Origin of the sequence: Rathayibacter sp. AY1B7 (genome assembly GCF_002932735.1) — a bacterium.
Classification (GTDB): Bacteria; Actinomycetota; Actinomycetes; order Actinomycetales; family Microbacteriaceae; genus Rathayibacter.
The window spans coordinates 1-21,493 of record NZ_PSWK01000022.1 but is presented as its reverse complement, the minus strand read 5'-3'; the positions used below and the strand labels follow the sequence as shown (position 1 = coordinate 21,493).

The window sequence follows — 21,493 nt, the reverse complement described above, 5'->3', positions numbered from 1 at the left end:
GCCCCGCGGGGCGCACGACGACCATCCGGACCCGACGAACGGCGGCCCGCCCGCCCGGAGCAAGAAGGACACCGCCGCAGTGAGACACCACCGCTCGAGCAGACGCCGCACGGCCGTCACGTTCGTCATCATCGTCGCCGTCGTCGGACTCTTCATCGGCAAGCTGGTGGACATCCAGATCGTGCGGGCGAACGAGCTCACCGATGCGGCCGCCCAGAACCAGTCGAACAGCGTCGTCACCTACGGCCAGCGCGGCCCCATCGTGGACCGCTCCGGGACGGTGCTCGCGGACACCACCACGCGCTACCGGCTGACGACCTCGCCGAAGAACGTGGCCGAGTTCCCGCGCGAGCTGGGCGAGGACCAGAAGGTCATGGTCAGCGTGCAGCAGGCCGCCTCCGAGATCGGCGCGATCACCGGGCAGTCGGTCGAGCAGATCACCGGAGCGGTGGACGCCGAGCTCGCGAAGGACGCGAAGGCCAACTACCTGATCCTCTCGGAGGGGCTCGACCTCGAGGCCTACCAGAAGCTCGTCGCGCTCGACATCCCGTGGACCTACTTCGAGACCCAGCAGGGACGCAGCTACCCCAACGGCGCGGTGGCCGGCAACCTCGTCGGCTACGTCGGGGCGGACGGAGCGGCCCAGGAGGGCATGGAGTACGCGGAGAACACCTGCCTCGCGGGGCAGAACGGGTCCGAGAGCTACGAGCGCAGCGCCGACTACGTCCGGATCCCGGGCAGCACCGTCTCGGAGACCCCGGCCGTCGACGGCGGGACGCTGAAGCTCACCATCGACTCCGACCTCCAGTACTACTCCCAGCAGGTCCTCTCGCAGCGCGTCGCCGAGGTCGGCGGCAGCTACGGGATCGTCGTGGTGCAGGAGGTCAAGACCGGCAAGCTGCTCGCCGTGGCCGAGACGCCGACGGTCGACCCCAACAACGTCGAGGCGAGCGCCTCCGCCGACCGCAGCTCGCGCGCCTTCCGCGCACCGTTCGAGCCGGGCTCGACCTTCAAGCCGATGACGGCCGCGATGCTGATCGACCAGGGCCAGGCGGGCCCGACGACCCAGGTCGTCGTCCCGGACTCCTTCGAGAAGGACGGCGCCTCGTTCAGCGACGACTTCGCGCACACCCCGACGAACTACACGCTGACCGGCATCCTCAAGGACTCGTCGAACGTCGGCATCTCGATGCTCGGCTCCCGCCTGTCGGCCCAGACCCGCTACGACTACCTGCAGAAGTTCGGTCTCGGCACGCCCACCACGAGCGGCTTCCCCGGCGAGGAGGGCGGCCTGCTCGCCGACTACCAGGACTGGGACAACCAGACGAACTACACGACGATGTTCGGCCAGGGCGTCTCGGCGACCGCGGTGCAGGTCGCGAGCATCTACCAGACGCTCGGCAACGGCGGAGTGCGGCTCCCGTCGCAGCTGATCGACGGCTGCACCACGGCCGACGGCTCCGTCGTGGACGTCCCCGATGCGACGGGCACCCAGGTGGTGTCGAGCTCGGCCGCGAAGCAGGTCGTCGACATGCTGCAGACGCACTACAACGAGGGCTGGCTGGCGAACGACATCCACGTCGACGGCTACAACATCGCCACCAAGACCGGTACCGCGCAGCAGCCCGACGGCAAGGGCGGCTACTCGAAGAGCTACACCGTCTCGCTCGCCGGGCTCGCGCCGGCGGAGGACCCGGAGTACGTCGTGACGGTCACCATCGCCGATCCGGTTAAGATGAACACGTCCCAGGCGACGGCTCCCGTCTTCCAGCAGGTCATGACCCAGGTGCTCAAGACCAACCGGGTGGAGCCGTCCACGGTGCCGCCCGTCGAGTACCCGACGACGTGGTGAGCCCCGCCGGGACCACGATCCACGCACCAGTACGAGAGAAAGAGCGGGCAGTGCACGACCCTCGCCCGCAGTCCTCCCTCCGCCCCGAGCACCCCGTGCCGCGGAGCCTCTCGCAGCTCGTGGCCGAGTTCTCCCTCGGCCCGGTCCGCGGCCTCGAGGGCGTCGAGGTGAGCGGAGTCACGCTGGACTCGAACCAGGTCGAGTCCGGAGACCTCTACGTCGGTGTCGCAGGACGCCGTGCCCATGGCGCGGCCTTCGCGTCGGCCGCCGCGGCGTCCGGAGCCGTCGCCGTGCTGACCGACCCGGCCGGAGCGGAGCTCGCCGCCGACAGCGGCCTGCCCGTGCTGGTGACCCCCGACCCGCGGGCCGCCCTCGGCGACGTCGCCGCGTGGATCCACCGCACCCGCGAGGACGTCCCGACGCTCTTCGGCGTGACGGGGACCAACGGCAAGACGAGCGTCGTCTACATCCTCGACGCGCTGCTGCGCCGGCTCGGAGTCGTCTCCGGCCTCAGCTCCACCGCCGAGCGCCGGATCGGCGACGTCGCCGTGGTGAGCTCGCTGACCACTCCCGAGGCGAGCGAGCTGCACGGCCTGCTCGCGCGGATGCGCGAGTCCGCCGTCCGCGCGGTCTCCATCGAGGTGTCGGCGCAGGCGCTCACGCGGCACCGGATCGACGGCCTCGTCTTCGACGTCGTCGGCTTCACGAACCTCAGCCACGACCACCTCGACGACTACTCCGATCTGCGCGAGTACTTCGAGGCCAAGGCCGACCTCTTCGAGCCGGAGCGCGCACGCCGCGGCGTCGTCACGGTCGACAGCGCCTGGGGGCGCGAGCTCGCCGAGCGCAGCCGCATCCCCGTCGCGACACTCGCCGGCTCGCCGGTCGTCGGAGTCGCCCCGACGACGCCCGCCGACTGGTCGATGACGGTGCTGGACGCGACGCCCGACAGCACCACCTTCCGCCTGGAGGGGCCCGAGAACCGCTCCGTCGTCGTCACCGTCTCGCTGATCGGCTGGTACATGGCGTCCAACGCCGCGCTGGCGATCGTGATGCTGGTGGAGTCGGGCTTCGACCTGGACGCCGTCGCGCACGCGCTCGAGGACAGCCGTCTCGACGTCTACATCCCGGGCCGCGCAGAGCTCGTCTCGGGGGAGCGCGGACCGCGCGTCTACGTCGACTACGGCCACACCCCCGACGCGTTCCAGAACGCGCTCGAGGCGCTGCGGACCATCACGCCCGGCCGCCTGTTCATGGTGTTCGGGGCGGACGGGGACCGCGACACGACCAAGCGGAGCGACATGGGCGCCATCGCCGCCCGCCTCGCCGACGTCGTGGTCGTCACCGACTTCCACCCGCGCTGGGAGGATCCGGCCGCCATCCGCGCCGCGCTCCTCCAGGGCGCCCGGGCCGCCGTGCCCGACCGGGAGATCCACGAGATCGCCGACCCGCGCGCCGCCGTGCGTGCCGCCGTCGCCCTCGCGCGCGAAGGGGACTCGATCCTCTACGCCGGGCCCGGCCACGAGGACCACCAGGAGATCGCAGGAGTGCACATGCCGTATTCGGCCAGAGACGACGTCCGTCACGCGCTGCGCGAGGCGGGCTGGCTGTAGATGATCGCCCTCACCCTCATCGAGATCGCCGAGGCCGTCACCGGACGCCTCCACCTGGCCGGCTCGTCCGCCACGGCCGCCACCGTGATCGACGGAGCGACCGAGACCGACTCCCGCGAGATCGCGCCCGGCGGGATCTTCGTCGCCAAGCGCGGCGAGCACACCGACGGCCACCTCTTCGCTCCCGCCGCTCTCGAGCGCGGTGCCGCGCTCCTCATCGTGGAGCGCCCGCTCGACCTCGACGTGCCGCAGGTCCTCGTCGACGACTCCGTCGAGGCGCTCGGAGCGCTGGCGACCGAGGTCGTCCGGCGCGTCCGCGCGAAGGGCGGGCTCACCGTCATCGGCGTCACCGGCTCGAACGGCAAGACGACGACCAAGAACCTCCTCCGCACCGTCCTCGAGCGGGTCGGAGAGACGGTCGCTCCGCGCGGATCCTTCAACAACGAGGTCGGCGCGCCGATCACGATGCTCCAGGTGTCCGAGTCGACGCGCTTCCTCGTCGCCGAGATGGGCGCGAGCGCGGTCGGCGAGATCCGCCGCCTCGTCCGGATGGCCAGGCCCGACGTCGGCGTCGTCCTCGCCGTGGGCCTCGCGCACGCCGGCGAGTTCGGCGGGATCGAGCGCACGCTCGAGGCCAAGACAGAGATGGTCGCCGACCTCACCGCCGACGACGTCGCCGTGCTGAACGCCGACGACGGCCGGGTCGCCTCGATGGCGGGCCGCACCGCCGCCCGGGTCCTCTGGTTCGGCCGCGGCGAGAGCGCGGACGTCCGCGCCGTCGACATCGACGCGACCGCCGACGGCACCCGCTTCGCCATCGAGGTCTCGGCGGGGGAGGGCCGCGAGGCCGCTCGCGCCGAGCTCCTGCTGCGCGTCCTCGGCGAGCACCACGTGATGAACGCCCTCGCGGCGACCGCCGCCGCGCTCTCTGTCGGAGTGGCGCTGCCCGCGATCGTCGAGGCTCTCGCGACCGTCACCCTCGCCGAGCGCGGCCGCATGGAGGTCCTGGGCGGCGAGGACGTCCGCGTCATCAACGACGCGTACAACGCGAGTCCCGACTCCACCGCGGCCGCCCTGCGCACCCTCGCCCAGATCGCGAAGCCCGGGGGGCGCACCGTCGCCGTCCTGGGAGAGATGAGCGAGCTCGGCGAGTGGGCCGACGAGGAGCACGAGCGCGTGGGCCTGCTGGCCGTGCGCCTCAACATCTCCCAGATCGTGGTGGTGGGCCGAGGCGCCCGCCGGATCCACGTCGCGGCCGAGCGCGAGGGATCGTGGAGCGGCGAGTCCGTCTTCGCGGAGACCTCCGACGAGGCATTCGACCTCCTCGAGGACTACCTGCGACCCGGCGACACCGTGCTGGTCAAGTCGTCCAACTCCGCGGGGCTGCGCTTCCTCGCCGACCGTCTCGGGGAGCGTCACCGATGAGGGCACTCCTCCTGTCCGGCGCGTTCTCGGGAGCCTTCACGCTCCTGATGACGCCCCTGTTCATCCGCCTCTTCCACCGCCTGCAGTGGGGCCAGTTCATCCGCGAGGACGGACCGAAGTCGCACCACGTCAAGCACGGTACGGCGACGATGGGCGGCATCGTCATCATCATCGGCACCGTGGTCGGCTACTTCCTCGGGATGCTGTTCGGCAACCGGGCGATCGCGCCGTCGGCCCTGCTGGTGCTCTTCATGATGGTCGGGCTCGGACTCGTCGGCTTCGTCGACGACTTCCTGAAGACCCGCAACCAGCGCAGCCTCGGCCTCGGCGGCTGGGCGAAGATCGCCGGGCAGGTCATCGTCGCCGCGGCCTTCGCGGTGATCGCGATCATGGTCCGCGACTCCAACGGGCTCACCCCCGCGTCCACCTCGATCTCGTTCATCCGCGACCTGCCGTTCGACTTCGCCTCCCTCGGCTGGATCGGCATCGGCCTGTTCGTGCTGTGGATCTGCATCATCGTCACCAGCACGTCGAACGGCGTGAACGTCGCCGACGGGCTCGACGGACTCGCGACCGGGTCCTCGATCCTCGCGATCGGCTCCTACGTCATCATCGGGTTCTGGCAGTCGAACCAGTGGTGCTTCGACCAGCACCTCAACCCCGAGGTCGTCGACAAGTGCTACCAGGTGAGCGACCCGTTCGACCTGGCCATCATCGCGGCGGCCGTCTCCGGTGCCCTGGTGGGCTTCCTCTGGTGGAACACCTCGCCGGCGCAGATCTTCATGGGCGACACCGGCTCGCTCGGCCTCGGCGGCGCGCTCGCGGCCCTGGCGATCCTCACCCGGACCGAGCTGCTGGTCATCCTCATCGGCGGCCTGTTCGTCATCGTGACCGGCTCGGTCATCCTCCAGCGGATCTACTTCAAGCTGACCCGGGGCAAGCGCATCTTCCTGATGAGCCCGCTCCACCACCACTTCGAGCTCAAGGGCTGGGCCGAGATCACCGTCGTGGTCCGGTTCTGGATCATCGCCGGCATCTTCGTCGCCGCCGGAGTCGGGCTCTTCTACCTGGAATGGCTGTCGCTGGCATGACCGATCCCGCCCGTCCCGACTCCCTCCGCAGCTGGCACTCGGACTGGCGCGGCCTGCGCGTCGCCGTGCTGGGCCTGGGCGTCACCGGGTTCTCGGTGGCCGACACCCTGACCGAGCTCGGCTCCGAGGTGCTGGTCCTCGCCGACCGCGCCGATGAGGAGCGCGAGCGCCTGCTCGAGGTGATCGGCGCCCGCCTGCACCGGGCCGACCGCCTCGACTCCGCTCCGGAGGAGCTGCACGCGTTCGCACCGGAGCTGGTCGTGGTGTCGCCCGGCTTCCGGCCGACGCACCCGATCCTCGTGTGGGCGGCGGAGTCCGGGATCCCCGTGTGGGGCGACGTCGAGCTCGCCTGGCGCGTCCGCGACAAGGTCGTGCGCGCCGACGGCACTCCGGCCGACTGGGTGGCCGTCACCGGCACCAACGGGAAGACCACGACCGTCCAGCTCACGGCGACGATGCTCGTGGCCGGCGGCCTCCGCGCCGCCCCCTGCGGCAACATCGGCGTGCCCGTGCTCGACGCGGTCCGCGACCCGCAGGGCTTCGACGTCCTCGTCGTGGAGCTCTCGAGCTACCAGCTGCACTACCTGGGCGCGATCGAGCCGATCGCGAGCGCGTGCCTCAACATCGCCGACGACCACCTCGACTGGCACGGCTCGTTCGACGCCTACCGCGCGGCCAAGGGCAAGGTCTACGCCGGCACCCGCGTCGCCTGCGTGTACAACCGCGCCGACGCGGCGACCGAGCAGATGGTCCTCGACGCCGAGGTGGTGGAGGGCGCCCGGGCGATCGGGTTCGGCCTCGGCGTGCCCGGCCCGAGCGACTTCGGGATCGTCGACGGCATCCTCTGCGACCGCGCCTTCCTCGAGGACCGCCGCACCAGTGCCCTCGAGATCACCACCGTGGACGAGCTCGCCGCACGGAACCTCGCCGCTCCGCACATCGTCCAGAACGTGCTCGCCGCGGCAGCGCTCTCCCGAGCGTGCGGGATCGAGGTCGCGGCCGTCCGCACCGCGCTGGCGTCCTTCGAGCTCGACGCCCACCGCATCCAGGTCGTCGCCGAGCACGACGGGGTGACCTGGGTGAACGACTCCAAGGCCACGAACCCGCACGCCGCCGACGCCTCGCTGCGCGCGTACCCGTCGGTCGTCTGGGTCGTCGGCGGGCTGCTCAAGGGCGTCGACGTGGACGCCCTCGTGGCCGCGCACGTCGGCCGCCTGCGGGGCGCCGTGGTGATCGGCGCCGACCGCTCGGCGCTGCTCGCGGCATTCCGACGACACGCGCCCGCCCTCCCCGTGAGCGAGGCGGTGCCGGACGACACTGGTGCGGTGATGCAGGCGGCCGTCGAGGCGGCCGCGACGCTCGCCCGCTCGGGGGACGTCGTCCTGCTCGCACCCGCCGCGGCCTCGATGGACCAGTTCCTCGACTACGCGGCTCGGGGCCGCTCCTTCGCGGCCGCCGTGGCGACACACCTGGGAGGGGGAGCCGATGACCGCTCCGACGACGAGCCGCCCCGCGGGCCGCTCGCGCACTGAGCCGCGCGGGAAGGACCGGAGCGGGGCCCGCTCCGCGCGGATCGTCCTCTCGAAGGTCTTCGCCTCCCACTCGCCGAACTTCTACCTCCTCTTCGGCACCACGCTCTTCCTGGTGCTGTTCGGACTGACGATGGTGCTCTCCTCCTCGTCGGTCACCTCCTACGTGTCGAGCGACGACTCCTTCGGGGGCTTCCTGCGCCAGGGCGGGTTCGCCCTCCTCGGGATCCCGATGATGCTGGTGGTCTCGCGGCTGCCCCTCGGCGTGTGGAAGCGCGTGACGCCGATCCTGCTCATCGCCGGCTGCGTCCTCCAGTGCCTCGTGCTCTTCACACCGCTCGGCAACTCCGTCGGCGGGAACCGCAACTGGATCCGCCTCGGCGCCTTCAGCATGCAGCCCTCCGAGATCATCAAGCTCGCGCTCGCCCTCTGGCTGGGGCTCCTGCTCGCCCGCCGCTACCGGTCGCCGAAGGACTGGAAGGACGCGCTCATCCCCGTCCTGATCGTCGGCGGCGCGGCGATCGGACTGGTCCTCATCGGAGGCGACCTGGGCACGGTCGTGATCATGGCGGGCATCGTCCTCGCCGCACTCTTCTACGCGAACGTCCAGATGAAGGTCCTCGTGCCGATCGTGGTGGTCGGTGCGATCGGAGCGGTGCTGTTCGCCGTCTCCAGCGACAACCGCCTCACCCGGATCATGTCCTTCCTCGGCGACTGCTCCAACGTCGAGGAGTACCAGAACTCGTGCTGGCAGCCTGTGCACGGCACCTGGGCGATGGCCTCCGGCGGGATCTTCGGCGTGGGCCTCGGCAACTCCAAGGCCAAGTGGTCCTGGCTGCCCGCCGCGGACAACGACTACATCTTCGCCATCATCGGCGAGGAGCTCGGGCTGATCGGAGCGATCGTCGTCCTGGCGCTGTTCGTGGTCCTCGCGGTCGCCTTCTTCCGCGTCATCCACGCGTCCTCCGATCCGTTCGTGCGGATCAGCACCGGCGCGATCATGGTCTGGCTGATCGGCCAGGCGTTCGTCAACATCGGCGTCGTCCTGGGGGTGCTCCCGGTGCTGGGGGTCCCGCTGCCGCTGATCTCCTCCGGAGGCACCGCCCTGCTCAGCTCGCTCCTCGCCATCGGCGTCGTCCTCTCCTTCGCCCGCACCCAGACCGCGCCCCTGCCCGGCGCTGGCGTGCTGCGCCGCAGGAAGGCGGCGGCGGAGTGACCCGCTACCTGCTCGCCGGCGGCGGCACCGCCGGCCACGTCAATCCGCTGCTCGCGACGGCCGACGAGATCCGCAGGCGGAACCCGCGCGACGAAGTGCTCGTGCTCGGCACCGCCGAGGGGCTCGAGGCGCGCCTCGTCCCCCTCCGCGGCTACGAGCTCTCGGTGATCCCGCGGCTGCCGTTCCCGCGCCGCCCGAACGCGGCGGCGCTGCGGTTCCCCGGAGCCTTCCGCGCGACCATCGCCGGCATCGTCCGGACGATCCGCGACCGGCGGATCGACGCGGTGGTCGGCTTCGGAGGGTACGCGGCAGCACCCGCCTACCTGGCGGCCCGCCGCGCCGGCGTCCCCTTCACCGTCCACGAGGCCAACGCGCGCCCCGGGCTCGCCAACCGCCTCGGCGCGCGCGCGACCCGCTCGGTCGGCGTGGCCTTCGAGGGCACGCCCCTGCCGCACGCGCAGGTGGTCGGCATGCCGCTGCGCCGCGAGATCGCCGAGCTCGACCGGGCCGCGCGCCGCGACGAGGCGATGGCGGCGCTGGGCCTCGACCCGTCCCGGCAGACCCTCCTGGTGACCGGCGGCTCCCTCGGCGCTCGACGGATCAACGCGACGGTGCACGCCGCCGCCCGGGATCTCGTCGCCACCGGCTTCCAGGTCCTCCACATCACGGGCGACCGCGCCGAGATCACGGACCCGGGGGTGGCCGGCTACCACCTCCTCGCCTACTGCGACCGGATGGACCTCGCGCTGTCCGCCGCGGACGTGGCCGTCTCCCGCGCGGGGGCGGCGACCGTCAGCGAGCTGACAGCCCTCGGCCTGCCCGCGGTCTACGTCCCGTACCCGGTCGGCAACGGCGAGCAGCGCTACAACGCGCGCGGCGTCGTCGACGCCGGGGGAGCGGTCCTCGTCGAGGACGCCGCCTTCCTCCCCGGCTGGGTCCAGCGGGAGCTCGTACCGCTCCTGGGCGACACCGCCCGTCGCGACGAGATGGCGCGCCGGGCCGCCCGCGTGGGAGTCCGCGACGGCTCCGGGCGGCTCGTCGACCTGATCGAGTCGACCCTCTCCGCTCCGCGCTGAGCCCGCTCCGCGCGGCTCGTGAGAGCACTCCCGCCCACCGTCTACACTGATCCGGCGCACCGCGGGAGGCCCCTCCCGCCCGCCGCGACCCACCCGAAAGCGAGAGCCCCGTGATCAAGCCCGACCTCGGCATCACCGTCCCCGACGAGCTCGGCTCGGTCCACTTCATCGGCATCGGCGGCTCCGGGATGAGCGGGATCGCCCGGCTGTTCCACCACGCCGGGCACCGGGTCACCGGGTCCGACGTCCGCGAGTCCCACCCCATCGAGCAGCTGCGGGAGCTCGGCGTCCCAGTCGCCATCGGCCACGACGCGGCGAACCTCGGGGACGCCGAGGCGGTCGTCGTCACCTCCGCCCTGTGGCCCGACAATCCCGAGTACCTGCTCGCGAAGGAGCGCGGCCTGCCCGTGCTGCACCGCTCGCAGGCCCTCGCCTGGCTGGTGCGCGGCAGGCGCCTGGTCGCGGTGGCCGGAGCGCACGGCAAGACCACGTCGACCGGCATGATCGTCACCGGCCTGCTCGGCGTCGACGCCGACCCCAGCTTCGTCAACGGCGGCATCATCGAGAGCCTCGGCACCTCCTCCGCCGCCGGCTCCGGCGAGGTCTTCGTCGTCGAGGCCGACGAGTCGGACGGCAGCTTCCTCCTCTACGACACCGCGGTCGCCCTCATCACGAACGTCGACCCGGACCACCTCGACCACTACGGATCGCTGGAGGCGTTCGAGGAGGCCTTCGTCACCTTCGCCTCCTCCGCGAGCGAGCTCGTCGTCATCTCCTCCGACGACCCTGGCGCCGTCCGCGTCACCGAGCGGCTGGTCGGCGGACGGGTGCTGACCTTCGGCGAGGCCGAGGGGGCGGACGTCCGCGTCGTCGACCTCGACCTCGTCGGCCCCGTCGGCTTCTCGGTCGAGTACGAGGGCAGGCGCTACTCGGCCCGCCTCCGCATCCCCGGCCGGCACAACGCGATCAACGCGGCCGGCGCGTTCGCAGTGCTGGTGGGCCTGGGCTTCGATCCGGCCGCCTCGCTCGAGGCCGTGTCGGCGTTCGGAGGCACGGAGCGCCGTTTCGAGCTGCACGGAGCGGTCCGCGGAGTCAGCGTCTACGACGACTACGCCCACCACCCCACCGAGGTGGCCGCCGCCCTCTCCGCCGCGCGCACCGTGGTCGGCGAGGGCCGCATCATCGCCGTGCACCAGCCGCACCTCTACAGCCGCACCCGCCTCTTCGCCCGCGAGTTCGCCGAGACGCTCGAGCGCTACGCCGACGAGACGATCGTCCTCGACGTCTACGGGGCGCGCGAGGATCCGGAGCCCGGAGTGACCGGAGCGCTGGTCAGCGAGAAGTTCGCCGACCCGTCGCACGTCTCGTTCGTCCCGGACTGGGCGGAGGCGGCCCGCCTCACGGCCGGCATCGCGCGCGAGGGCGACTTCGTCATCACCCTCGGCTGCGGCGACGTCTACCGGATCATCCCGCAGGTGCTCGAGTCGCTCGGCGCGAGCGAGGCCGCGCCGGTCGCACGATGACCGCGGTCCTCGCGCCCGAAGCGGGGGAGCGGCCGTGAAGCGGCCCGACGGCGGACGCCCTCCGGCGCCCGGTCGGAGCGTCCCCGCGCGCGGCGGCGAGCCGGAGCCGGACACCGAGCCGATCCGGATCGTCTCCGCGATCCGCGTGGACCCGGAGCCGGCCGAGCGCACTCCGTCGCGCGCGGGCGCGGTCCGCCGCACCCTCTCGGGCCTGCGCCTGCCCGGTGCCGAGAACCGGGCCGTCTCCCGGGCCGCCCGCGAGCGGAGGCGCTACGAGCGGGGGGAGGTCCGCCGCTTCACGAAGCGCGCGCGTCGGCGCCGCCTGATCGCCCTGGTCGTGGCCGGATCGCTCGTCGCCCTCGCCCTCATCGTCGGAGTCGCGGCCTTCTCGCCGCTCATGGCCGTGCGCACGATCGAGATCTCGGGCACCCAGCGCGTCGACGCCGCCGCCCTGCAGAGCGAGCTCGACGACCAGCTCGGCGTCCCGCTCACCCTGGTGGACCGGGACGAGGTCGGCCGCGTGCTGGGCGCGTCCCCGCTCATCCAGAGCTACTCGGTGCAGACCCGGCCGCCGAGCACCCTCGTGGTGTCGATCGTCGAGCGCACGCCCCTCGGCGTGATCGCGGCGGGGGGCCGCTTCGAGCTCGTGGACGCGGCCGGAGTCGTCATCGAGACGGCGGACTCGGCGCAGCCCGGCTACCCGGTCCTCACCACCGCGTCCGGCGACGCCTCGGGAGCCGGCTTCCGCGCGACCGCGCGGGTGCTGCGCTCCCTGCCCGCGTCGCTCGCTCCGCAGGTGACGGCCGCCACGGCCACGACCGGCGACGACGTCTCGCTCACCCTGCAGAACGGCACGGAAGTCGTCTGGGGCGGGTCGGACGAGTCGGCGCTCAAGGCCGTCGTGCTCGAGAAGCTGATGGCCGCGACCGACCCCGCCGTCGTCGGCACCTACGACGTGTCCTCGCCCCAGGCCGCCGTCGTGGCGCCCCGGCCCTGACCGGCGACGGATCCGCGCGTTCTTTCGAGCGTTGCGGGCGTGTCTGCTGGGAGCGCGACCGGACTCCGCCTACCGTCGGAGCCGAAACCCAAATGCATACTCAGCATAACTTTAAGCCTCAACTACAGGTTTAAGGTTCAGCCCGGAGGCCGGAGACGTGACTTCAAACCAGAACTACCTCGCCGTGATCAAGGTCGTCGGCATCGGCGGTGGCGGCGTCAACGCCGTCAACCGCATGATCGAGCTCGGCCTGCGCGGTGTCGAATTCATCGCGATCAACACGGACGCCCAGGCGCTCCTGCTCAGCGACGCCGACGTCAAGCTCGACGTGGGCCGCGAGCTGACCCGCGGACTCGGCGCCGGCGCCGACCCCGAGGTCGGCCGCCGCGCCGCCGAGGACCACGCCGAGGAGATCGAGGAGGTCCTCGCGGGGGCCGACATGGTCTTCGTCACCGCGGGCGAGGGCGGCGGCACCGGCACCGGCGGCGCGCCCGTCGTCGCGCGGATCGCCAAGTCGATCGGCGCCCTCACCATCGGCGTCGTGACCAAGCCCTTCGGGTTCGAGGGACGCCGTCGGCAGACGCAGGCCGAGGCCGGCGTCGCGACGCTGAAGAACGAGGTCGACACGCTCATCGTCGTCCCGAACGACCGCCTGCTCGAGATCAGCGACCGCGGCATCTCGATGCTCGAGGCCTTCGCGACCGCCGACCAGGTGCTCCTCGCCGGTGTCCAGGGCATCACCGACCTGATCACCACGCCCGGCCTGATCAACCTCGACTTCGCCGACGTGAAGTCGGTCATGCAGGGCGCGGGCTCGGCGCTGATGGGCATCGGCTCGTCGCGCGGCGCCGATCGCGCGATCAAGGCGGCCGAGCTGGCCGTCGCCTCACCGCTGCTCGAGGCCAGCATCGACGGCGCGCACGGCGTGCTCCTCTCGATCCAGGGCGGCTCGAACCTCGGCATCTTCGAGATCAACGACGCGGCGCGCCTCGTCCAGGAGGCGGTGCACGCCGAGGCGAACATCATCTTCGGTGCCGTGATCGACGACACGCTCGGCGACGAGGTGCGCGTCACCGTCATCGCCGCGGGCTTCGACGGCGGAGAGCCGGGCGGGACCGCTCAGGCCGCGATCGCCCAGCCGCGCCAGCAGCAGAGCTCGGCGAGCGAGTCGGCCGCCGAGCCCGTCCCGGCTCCCGCCGCCGCTCCTGCGGCCGGCTCGATCTGGTCGAGCACCCCCGTCGCCGCCCCGGCCCCTGTCGCCGACCCGTCCTTCGACGACGACGACAGCGACCTGGACATCCCCGACTTCCTCAAGTAGTCGTGCCGGATCCGGAGCTGGCCGCGCGCTGGGCCGAGGTCTCCGAGCGGGTCGCCGACGCGACCCGCTCGGCCGGTCGCGAGGCGTCCTCGGTCACGACCATCGTGGTGACCAAGTTCCACCCCGTGTCGCTGCTCCGCGACCTCCTCGAGCTGGGCGTCGTCGACTTCGGCGAGAACCGGCACCAGGAGGCGCAGGAGAAGTCGGCCGAGCTGGCGGGGACTGCTGCGCGCTGGCACTTCATCGGGCAGCTCCAGAGCAAGAAGGCGCGCCAGGTGCGGCGCTACGCCGACGCGGTCCACTCCGTCGACCGGCTCGCGCTCGTCCCGCTGCTGGAGGCGGGGGAGGAGCCGCTCGACGTGTTCCTGCAGGTCAACCTCACCGAGGATCCCGACCGCGGGGGAGCGTCGCCCGCCGACGTCGAGCCCCTCGCCGAGGCTCTCGCCGGGGCGCCCGGCCTCACGCTGCGCGGCGTGATGGCGGTCGCTCCGCTGGACGAGGAGCCCCGTCCGGCTTTCGCCCGGCTCCGGTCGATCTCCGACCGCGTGCGCGCCGTCGAGCCCTCCGCCACGGCGATCTCGGCGGGCATGTCGAACGACTTCGCCGAGGCGATCGCGGAGGGTGCGACACACCTGCGAATCGGATCGGCAATCACCGGAGAACGCCCCGCCCGCACCTAACCTCGTGGTGACCCACCTGTGGGAGCACACACGACACGGAGGACACCCCATGGCCAACCCGCTGAAGAAGACGATGGTCTACCTCGGACTCGCCGACGAAGAGGTCGAGTACGAGCGCGCAGAGCCCGTCGAGGCGGCCCCGGCGACGGCCCACCGCGCACCGGTCTCCCCGGTGCAGCCCGTCCCTCCCGTCGAGCCGGTGCAGCAGCCCCGCGCGACGGTCACCCCGCTCCGCAAGCCCACCCCCCAGACCCCGAAGGCGACGGCACCCGCCGAGATGAACGAGATCCTCACCGTCCACCCGAAGCAGTACCGCGACGCGCAGGTCATCGCGGAGAACTTCCGCGACGGCATCCCCGTGATCATCAACCTCTCGCAGATGAGCGATGCGGACGCCCGCCGCCTCATCGACTTCGCGAGCGGACTCTCGCAGGGCCTCTACGGCCGCATCGAGCGCGTGACGAGCAAGGTCTTCCTGCTCTCGCCGTCGCACATCACCGTCGCCGGCGACTCCGCCTCCGCCGAGAGCGACGCCGACGCGTCGTTCTTCGCGAAGTCCTGATCCCGGGGAGCCCTGGCCCCCGGTGACCTCCGTCGTCTCGCTCCTCGGGAGCGTCCTGTACTTCGTGCTGCTGCTCTACTTCTTCGCGATGTGGGCGCGGTTCGTGCTCGACCTCGTCCGCGTGATCCGACGCGACTGGCGCCCCCGCGGTGCCGGCCTCGTCGCCGCGGAGGGCGTCTACACTGTCACGGACCCGCCGATCGGCTTCTTCCGACGCCTGATCAAGCCGGTCTCGATCGGTCCGATCGCGCTCGATTTCGGCTGGAGCCTCACCATGCTCTGCGTCATCGTGGGCATGTACATCGCCACGTGGCTCCAGCGCGCCTGACCGTCCCTGTATCGTTGGCACGTCCGGACGTTCCCCGCGGTGTCAGCACTGCGCCGTGCGCCTGAAGTTGCTAGCTTTAGTCGCGCGTTGTTAAACGTGTACCTACTTGAAATCGAAGGTGGAAAGCCATGGCGCTCACTCCCGAAGACGTTGTCAACAAGCGGTTCCAGCCGACCAAGTTCCGTGAGGGATACGACCAGGACGAGGTCGACGACTTCCTCGACGAGGTCGTCGTGGAGCTCCGCCGCCTGAACCAGGAGAACGAGGAGCTTCGTCAGCGCCTCTCCTCCGGCGACAGCCGCCCGTCGGACGCCCGAGTCCCCGACGCCCCGCGCGAGAGCACTCCTGCTCCCGCCCCGGTGGTCGATGAGGCACCCGAGCCGGAGCCGCAGCCCGAGCCCGAGCCCACCCCGGCTCCCGCACCGGTCGTCGCTCCCGTCAGCTCCTCGCAGTCGGCTCCGGTCGACGAGGCCGAGAGCTCCAGCGGACTCCTGCAGCTCGCCCGCCGCCTCCACGAGGAGCACGTGCGCGAGGGTGCCGAGAAGCGCGACGCTCTCGTCGCCGAGGGCCGTGCCACGGCCGCCCGCATCGTCGCCGAGGCCGAGGCCAAGCAGCGCCAGCAGGTCGCGAAGCTCGAGGAGGAGCGCGCGACGGTCGAGCACCGCATCGACGAGCTCCGCACCTTCGAGCGCGAGTACCGCCAGAAGCTGAAGAGCTACATCGAGGGCCAGCTCCGCGACCTCGACACCCAGCCGGCGTCGACGGAGTCCTCGCTGTCGGGCTTTGGGGCGTAGTCCCGCCGCAGCGGACGTCAGGCCGAGGGTGCTCGTCACCCTCGGCCTCGTCGCGCTCGCGGTCTTCGCGATCGATCAGACCGCGAAGTTCCTGGTCACGACGAACCTGACCCTGGGCGAGGACGTCCATGTCCTCGGCGACGTCCTGATCCTGCACTACGTGAAGAACCCGGGCGCCGCCTTCTCCCTCGCGAGCGGGTCGACCTGGATCTTCTCGATCATCGCGGCGTGCGTCGTCGTCGCCGTGATCTGGTTCTCGCGCCGGATCCGCTCCACCGCGTGGGGCGTCTTCTTCGGCCTGCTGCTCGGCGGCACCCTCGGCAACCTCTTCGACCGGCTGTTCCGAGAGCCCTCCTTCGGGCTCGGACACGTCGTCGACTTCCTCTTCACGCCGTGGCTGCTCCCGGCGATCTACAACGTCGCCGACATCGCGATCTGCACGGCGATGGCGCTGTTCGTCCTCCTGAGCGTGCGGGGCGTCGGCCTCGACGGCACCCGTGAGCGCGCGGGCCGCGACGAGCAGGACCAGGTCGTGTCCGAGAACGGCGCTCCCGCCGCCCCCGGAGCGGGCGCCCCCGCAGCGGCCTCCTCCGTCGAGGAGGCGGCCCGCGACGCCGACCGCCCCGGCGGACGCTGATGGCGCAGTCCCGAGAGCTGCCGGTCCCGGACGGGCTCGACGGCCTCCGCGTGGACGCGGCCGTCGCGAAGCTGCTCGGCTTCTCGCGCACCTTCGCGGCCGAGGTCGCCGAGGCGGGCGGAGTGAGCGCCGACGGACGGGTCCTCGACAAGAGCGACCGCGTGCACGCCGGCACCTGGCTGAGCGTCGAGTGGAGCCCGCGCGAGGAGCCGCGGATCGTGCCGATGGCGGTCCCCGGCCTCGGTATCGTGCACGACGACGACGACATCGTGGTGATCGACAAGCCCGTCGGAGTGGCCGCGCACCCCGCCGTGGGCTGGGAGGGACCGACGGTGCTCGGCGCCCTCGCCGCCGCGGGCTTCACCGTGTCGACCTCCGGTGCGGCCGAGCGCGCGGGCATCGTGCACCGGCTCGACGCCGGCACGAGCGGCCTCATGGTCGTCGCGAAGTCCGAGCGCGCCTACACGCACCTCAAGCGCGCGTTCCACGACCGCACGGTCGAGAAGGTCTACCACGCGGTCGTGCAGGGCCACCCCGACCCGCTCGCCGGGACGATCGACGCCCCGCTCGGCCGCCACCCGTCCTCGGACTGGAAGTTCGCGGTCCGCGCCGACGGCAAGCCCTCGGTGACCCACTACGAGACGATCGAGGCCTTCCCGTTCGCCTCCCTCCTCGAGATCCACCTCGAGACCGGCCGCACCCACCAGATCCGCGTGCACATGGCCGCCCAGCGCCACCCGTGCGTCGGCGACGCGATGTACGGCGCCGATCCGACCCTCTCGAAGCGGCTCGGCCTCACCCGCCAGTGGCTCGACGCAGTCCGGCTCGGCTTCACCCACCCGGGCTCGGGGGAGTGGGTGCAGTTCGAGGCGTCGTACCCCGACGACCTGGTGCACGCCCTCGAGGTGCTGCGCGGGGAGTGATCCGCGCTCTCCCGGCCGGACCCGCGTCCGGCGCGGTTAGACTTCTTCCCGCCGTGTCCACGGGCCCTCCCGGGTCGCCGGCCATCCCTCCCCTGCCCGCAGTCCGCCGGAGGCGCATCCTTGCCGAGTAACGATTCCTTCGTCCACCTCCACGTGCACAGCGAGTACTCGATGCTCGACGGTGCAGCGCGGGTGAAGCCGCTGATCGACGCGGCGGTCGAGGAGGGCATGCCGGCCATCGCCGTGACCGACCACGGGAACGTGTTCGGCGCTTTCGACTTCTGGCGCACCGCGACGGCGGCGGGGATCAAGCCGATCATCGGCACCGAGGCCTACCTCACCCCGGGGACGCACCGCTCCGACAAGACCCGCATCCGCTGGGGCGACGGCGGAGGGGACGACGTGTCCGGCTCCGGCGCGTACACCCACATGACGCTGCTCAGCTCGACCACGACGGGCATGCACAACCTCTTCCGCCTCTCCTCGCGCGCGTCGATCGAGGGCTACTACTTCAAGCCGCGCATGGACCGCGAGATCCTCTCGCAGTACTCCGAGGGCCTGATCGGCACCACGGGCTGCCCGAGCGGCGAGGTCCAGACGCGCCTGCGCCTCGGCCAGTACAAGGAGGCCCGCCAGGCGGCCGCCGACTACCGCGACATCTTCGGCAAGGAGAACTTCTTCGCCGAGATCATGGATCACGGCCTCGACATCGAGCGGCGGGTGATCGGCGACGTCATCCGGCTCGCGAAGGACCTCGACCTCCCGCTGGTCGCCACCAACGACCTTCACTACACGCACGCGCACGACGCGACGTCGCACGCGGCGCTGCTCTGCGTGCAGTCCGGAACCACCCTCGACGACCCCAAGCGCTTCAAGTTCGACGCGGACGAGTTCTACCTCAAGTCGCCGCGCGAGATGCGCCAGGTCTTCCGCGACCACCCCGAGGCCTGCGACAACACGCTCCTCATCGCGGAGCGCTGCGACGTCCAGTTCGACACCTCGGCGAACTACATGCCCCGCTTTCCCGTGCCGGAGGGCGAGACGGAGGACACGTGGTTCGTGAAGGAGGTCGAGGCCGGACTGCGCGAGCGCTACCCGGACGGCATCTCCCAGGAGGTGCGCGACCGGGCGGACTACGAGACCCGCGTCATCCTGCAGATGGGCTTCCCCGGCTACTTCCTCGTCGTCGCCGACTTCATCAACTGGTCCAAGCGCAACGGGATCCGCGTCGGTCCCGGCCGCGGCTCCGGTGCCGGCTCGATGGCGGCCTACGCGATGAAGATCACCGACCTCGATCCGCTGCGCCACGGCCTGATCTTCGAGCGCTTCCTCAACCCCGACCGCGTCTCCATGCCCGACTTCGACGTCGACTTCGACGACCGTCGCCGCGGCGAGGTCATCCGCTACGTCACCGAGAAGTACGGCGACGAGCGCGTCGCGCAGATCGTCACCTACGGCACCATCAAGGCGAAGCAGGCTCTCAAGGACGCCTCGCGCGTCCTCGGCTTCCCGTTCGGGATGGGCGAGAAGCTGACGAAGGCCATGCCGCCCGCGATCATGGGCAAGGACATCCCGCTCAGCGGCATCAACGACCCCGCCCACGCGCGCTACAAGGAAGCGCTCGACGTGCGCAACGTCATCGCCGAGGACCCGCAGGCCAAGCTGGTCTTCGACACCGCGCTCGGACTCGAGAACCTCAAGCGCCAGTGGGGCGTGCACGCGGCCGGCGTCATCATGTCCAGCGATCCGCTGCTGGACATCATCCCGATCATGAAGCGGGAGCAGGACGGCCAGATCGTCACGCAGTTCGACTACCCCGCGTGCGAGTCGCTCGGGCTGATCAAGATGGACTTCCTGGGGCTGCGGAACCTCACGATCATCGACGACGCCCTCGACAACATCCGCGCCAACCGCGGACAGGACCTCGTGCTCGAGGACCTCGAGCTCGACGATCAGGCCGCCTACGACCTCCTCGCCCGAGGCGACACGCTCGGCGTGTTCCAGCTCGACGGCGGCCCGATGCGCGGCCTTCTCCGGCTGATGAAGCCCGACAACTTCGAGGACATCTCCGCAGTCCTCGCGCTCTACCGGCCGGGCCCGATGGGCGCCGACTCCCACACCAACTACGCGCTGCGGAAGAACGGCGTGCAGGAGATCACTCCGATCCATCCGGAGCTCGAGGAGCCGCTCTCGGAGGTGCTCGGAGGGACCTACGGCCTGATCGTGTACCAGGAGCAGGTCATGTCGATCGCGCAGAAGCTCGCGGGCTTCACGCTCGCGCAGGCCGACCTGCTGCGGCGCGCGATGGGCAAGAAGAAGAAGTCCGAGCTGGACAAGCAGTTCGAGGGCTTCTCGGGCGGCATGATCGCCAACGGCTACTCGATGGAGGCCGTCAAGACCCTATGGGACATCCTGCTGCCCTTCTCCGACTACGCCTTCAACAAGGCGCACTCGGCGGCGTACGGCGTCGTCTCCTACTGGACGGCGTACCTGAAGGCGCACTACCCCGCGGAGTACATGGCCGCGCTGCTCACCAGCGTCGGCGACTCCAAGGACAAGATGGCCGCCTACCTCAACGAGTGCCGGCGGATGGGGATCAAGGTGCTCCCGCCGGACGTCAACGAGTCGATCGGCTTCTTCACCGCCGTCGGCACCGACATCCGCTTCGGCCTCGGCGCCGTCCGCAACGTCGGCATGAACGTCGTCGAGGGCATCCGGGCCGCCCGCGAGGAGAAGGGCCGCTTCGAGACGTTCCACGACTTCCTCCGCAAGGTGCCGCTGCAGGTGACCAACAAGCGCACCATCGAGTCGCTGATCAAGGCCGGCGCCTTCGACTCGCTCGGCTCGACGCGCCGCGCCCTGGTCGAGGTGCACGAGGACGCCGTCGAGGCGGCGGTGGGGGAGAAGCGCAACGAGGCGAACGGCCAGGTCGGCTTCGACTTCGACAGCCTCTGGGACGAGCCGCAGGCCGCGATCCAGGTGCCCGAGCGGCCCGAATGGGCCAAGCGCGACAAGCTCGCCTTCGAGCGCGACATGCTCGGGCTCTACGTGTCCGACCATCCGCTCGCCGGACTCGAGACCGAGCTCGCCAAGCACTACAGCACCACGATCGCCGACCTGCTGATCTCGGAGACGATCGCCGACGGCGAGACCGTGGTCGTCGCGGGCCTGGTGACGAGCGTCCAGCACCGCATGGCCAAGGCGTCCGGCAACCAGTACGGGATGATCCAGGTCGAGGACTTCGGCGGCGAGATCACCTGCATGTTCATGGGGAAGGCGTACCAGGAGTTCGCCCCGGCGCTCACGAACGACTCCATCGTCGTCGTCAGAGGCCGCGTCAGCATGCGCGACGACGGGATGAACCTGCACGCGTTCAGCCTGTTCGCCCCCGAGATGAGCCAGGACGGCGACTCGGGACCGCTCACCGTCTCGATGCCCGAATCGCGCGCGACCACCGACACGGTCTCGCAGCTCAGCGACGTGCTCATCCGCCACTCCGGCCAGACCGAGGTGCGGCTGAAGCTCATCAAGGGCGACACGGCCCGCGTGTTCGAGGTCCCGTTCCCCGTGCGCATCACCCCGGACCTCTTCGGCGAGCTGAAGAGCCTGCTGGGGCCGAACTGTCTGTATTGAATTCCGAGCCGGTCCCCGACCGGCTCGGCGCGGTCGGCTGGGGAGGGTGGCCGGGTTCGTGAGAGCGTCGTGCGTCCGGCTACGACGATCCGCTGACACGCGGATCGCCGGTTCGCCTCGGAGGGTGCGGCGAGAGGGTGGCGGATCGGAGGGCGAGCCTGCGGCCGCCGGTGTCCTCCTGGTGGTCGAGTAGCCGCGCGGCGGCGTATCGAGACCGGGCGAGCGCCCGTAGATGCTGGTCGAGTAGCCGCGGAGCGGCGGATCGAGACCGGGCGAGGGCCGGGCGGGACGGGGTC

At 71.2% G+C, this 21,493-nt stretch carries 17 protein-coding genes; all 17 read left to right on the top strand.

The features are described 5' to 3' along the window. The first annotated feature begins 79 nt into the window (after window positions 1–79). The 17 genes from C5C95_RS12405 to dnaE all read left to right on the top strand — a co-directional run bounded on the left by C5C95_RS12405 (window position 80) and on the right by dnaE (window position 21,197). A complete protein-coding gene (locus tag C5C95_RS12405; protein ID WP_258072664.1) occupies window positions 80–1,852 on the top strand; it encodes a penicillin-binding protein 2 in 1,773 nt (590 codons plus the stop codon). A gap of 50 nt (window positions 1,853–1,902) precedes the next feature. Further along, window positions 1,903–3,465, top strand: coding sequence for a Mur ligase family protein (locus tag C5C95_RS12400; protein ID WP_104238697.1), 1,563 nt, complete (start codon window positions 1,903–1,905; stop codon window positions 3,463–3,465). After that, window positions 3,466–4,890 carry a UDP-N-acetylmuramoyl-tripeptide--D-alanyl-D-alanine ligase gene (gene murF / locus C5C95_RS12395; protein ID WP_104324546.1) on the top strand — a complete coding sequence of 475 codons (1,425 nt, stop codon included), beginning with the start codon at window positions 3,466–3,468 and terminating at the stop codon, window positions 4,888–4,890. It abuts the gene before it with no gap. After that, window positions 4,887–5,981 (top strand): phospho-N-acetylmuramoyl-pentapeptide-transferase, encoded by a 1,095-nt coding sequence (mraY, locus tag C5C95_RS12390; RefSeq protein WP_104222591.1) that lies wholly within the window; start codon window positions 4,887–4,889, stop codon window positions 5,979–5,981. The genes murF and mraY overlap by 4 nt, the downstream gene beginning before the upstream one ends. Further along, window positions 5,978–7,513 (top strand): UDP-N-acetylmuramoyl-L-alanine--D-glutamate ligase, encoded by a 1,536-nt coding sequence (murD, locus tag C5C95_RS12385; protein ID WP_104324545.1) that lies wholly within the window; start codon window positions 5,978–5,980, stop codon window positions 7,511–7,513. Before mraY ends, murD begins: the two co-directional genes overlap by 4 nt. Further along, window positions 7,467–8,726, top strand: coding sequence for a putative lipid II flippase FtsW (gene ftsW, locus C5C95_RS12380; protein WP_104324544.1), 1,260 nt, complete (start codon window positions 7,467–7,469; stop codon window positions 8,724–8,726). The genes murD and ftsW overlap by 47 nt, the downstream gene beginning before the upstream one ends. Beyond that, the gene (gene murG, locus C5C95_RS12375) at window positions 8,723–9,802 is read left to right on the top strand and encodes an undecaprenyldiphospho-muramoylpentapeptide beta-N-acetylglucosaminyltransferase (RefSeq protein WP_104324543.1); all 1,080 of its coding nucleotides are present in this window, start codon (window positions 8,723–8,725) and stop codon (window positions 9,800–9,802) included. The genes ftsW and murG overlap by 4 nt, the downstream gene beginning before the upstream one ends. A gap of 110 nt (window positions 9,803–9,912) precedes the next feature. Further along, window positions 9,913–11,325: a UDP-N-acetylmuramate--L-alanine ligase gene (gene murC / locus C5C95_RS12370; protein ID WP_104269150.1), complete on the top strand. Its 1,413-nt coding sequence runs from the start codon at window positions 9,913–9,915 to the stop codon at window positions 11,323–11,325. A gap of 34 nt (window positions 11,326–11,359) precedes the next feature. Beyond that, window positions 11,360–12,322, top strand: a complete 963-nt coding sequence (locus tag C5C95_RS12365; RefSeq protein WP_104324542.1) for a cell division protein FtsQ/DivIB — start codon at window positions 11,360–11,362, stop codon at window positions 12,320–12,322. A 157-nt stretch (window positions 12,323–12,479) separates the two neighbouring features. Beyond that, on the top strand, window positions 12,480–13,640 hold the full coding sequence (gene ftsZ, locus C5C95_RS12360; protein ID WP_104222597.1) for a cell division protein FtsZ: 1,161 nt from the start codon (window positions 12,480–12,482) through the stop codon (window positions 13,638–13,640). Between the two features lie 2 nt (window positions 13,641–13,642). Next, the gene (locus tag C5C95_RS12355; protein WP_104222598.1) at window positions 13,643–14,320 is read left to right on the top strand and encodes a YggS family pyridoxal phosphate-dependent enzyme; all 678 of its coding nucleotides are present in this window, start codon (window positions 13,643–13,645) and stop codon (window positions 14,318–14,320) included. Window positions 14,321–14,369: 49 nt separating this feature from the next. Further along, the gene (locus C5C95_RS12350; RefSeq protein WP_104222599.1) at window positions 14,370–14,882 is read left to right on the top strand and encodes a cell division protein SepF; all 513 of its coding nucleotides are present in this window, start codon (window positions 14,370–14,372) and stop codon (window positions 14,880–14,882) included. A 22-nt stretch (window positions 14,883–14,904) separates the two neighbouring features. Beyond that, window positions 14,905–15,210: a YggT family protein gene (locus C5C95_RS12345; RefSeq protein WP_258059242.1), complete on the top strand. Its 306-nt coding sequence runs from the start codon at window positions 14,905–14,907 to the stop codon at window positions 15,208–15,210. 128 nt (window positions 15,211–15,338) lie between these two features. After that, entirely contained in the window at window positions 15,339–16,004 is a 666-nt protein-coding gene (locus C5C95_RS12340) for a DivIVA domain-containing protein (RefSeq protein ID WP_104267391.1), read from the top strand. 28 nt (window positions 16,005–16,032) lie between these two features. After that, window positions 16,033–16,641: a signal peptidase II gene (lspA, locus tag C5C95_RS12335; RefSeq protein ID WP_104273469.1), complete on the top strand. Its 609-nt coding sequence runs from the start codon at window positions 16,033–16,035 to the stop codon at window positions 16,639–16,641. Then, on the top strand, window positions 16,641–17,564 hold the full coding sequence (locus tag C5C95_RS12330; RefSeq protein WP_104233341.1) for an RluA family pseudouridine synthase: 924 nt from the start codon (window positions 16,641–16,643) through the stop codon (window positions 17,562–17,564). Before lspA ends, C5C95_RS12330 begins: the two co-directional genes overlap by 1 nt. Window positions 17,565–17,735: 171 nt before the next feature. Beyond that, window positions 17,736–21,197 (top strand): DNA polymerase III subunit alpha, encoded by a 3,462-nt coding sequence (dnaE, locus tag C5C95_RS12325; RefSeq protein ID WP_244229655.1) that lies wholly within the window; start codon window positions 17,736–17,738, stop codon window positions 21,195–21,197. The last annotated feature ends 296 nt before the right edge of the window (window positions 21,198–21,493 follow it).

What these genes read in the sequence shown, in the direction of transcription:
- murF (WP_104324546.1), top strand. Translation starts at nt 3,466, where the DNA reads ATGATCGCCCTCACCCTCATCGAGATCGCCGAGGCCGTCACCGGACGC.
- mraY (WP_104222591.1), top strand. Translation starts at nt 4,887, where the DNA reads ATGAGGGCACTCCTCCTGTCCGGCGCGTTCTCGGGAGCCTTCACGCTC.
- murD (WP_104324545.1), top strand. Translation starts at nt 5,978, where the DNA reads ATGACCGATCCCGCCCGTCCCGACTCCCTCCGCAGCTGGCACTCGGAC.
- ftsW (WP_104324544.1), top strand. Translation starts at nt 7,467, where the DNA reads ATGACCGCTCCGACGACGAGCCGCCCCGCGGGCCGCTCGCGCACTGAG.
- C5C95_RS12350 (WP_104222599.1), top strand. Translation starts at nt 14,370, where the DNA reads ATGGCCAACCCGCTGAAGAAGACGATGGTCTACCTCGGACTCGCCGAC.
- C5C95_RS12340 (WP_104267391.1), top strand. Translation starts at nt 15,339, where the DNA reads ATGGCGCTCACTCCCGAAGACGTTGTCAACAAGCGGTTCCAGCCGACC.
- C5C95_RS12330 (WP_104233341.1), top strand. Translation starts at nt 16,641, where the DNA reads ATGGCGCAGTCCCGAGAGCTGCCGGTCCCGGACGGGCTCGACGGCCTC.
- dnaE (WP_244229655.1), top strand. Translation starts at nt 17,736, where the DNA reads ATGCTCGACGGTGCAGCGCGGGTGAAGCCGCTGATCGACGCGGCGGTC.